General features: G+C 64.3%; 1 protein-coding gene. It reads right to left on the reverse strand.

Annotated elements, in window-relative coordinates; genetic code table 11:
- Positions 1 to 134 precede the first annotated feature (134 nt).
- Positions 135 to 442, reverse strand: a 308-nt coding sequence (locus J5M73_RS31435; RefSeq protein ID WP_207816980.1) for a DUF520 family protein, incomplete at its 5' end; no start/stop codon positions are given.

A 442-nucleotide genomic window follows, 5' to 3' on the forward strand; every position in this document is an offset into this window, starting at 1 on the left:
CATCTAATCGCGGCGCAACGGGCGCGCCTGCCCGATTGCGCTGCGTTCGAGCTTTGCGTGCGCCGTCGACAAGCGCGAGCGGCCGGCGCTCGATCGGCGCGTGCGGCCTTGCGTGCGCCGCGCCTGTGCGCGCGTCAGTCGCGGAAGTTGTTGAAATCGAGCGGCGTATCGGTCACTTCCTTGCGCAGCAGTGCGATCGTGCTTTGCAGATCGTCGCGCTTCGCGCCGGACACGCGCACCGCGTCGCCCTGGATGCTCGCCTGCACCTTGATCTTGCTGTCCTTCACGATGCGCACGACTTTTTTCGCGAGGTCGCCCGACACGCCTTTCTTGATCGTCACGACCTGCTTGACCTTGTCGCCGCCGATCTTCTCGATCTTGCCGTAGTCGAGAAAGCGCACGTCGACATTGCGCTTGGCCATCTTGCCGATCAGCACGTCCT

It is taken from the genome of Pseudomonas sp. 50_B (assembly GCF_017491625.1).
GTDB classification, from domain to species: domain Bacteria; phylum Pseudomonadota; class Gammaproteobacteria; order Pseudomonadales; family Pseudomonadaceae; genus Aquipseudomonas; species Aquipseudomonas danubii.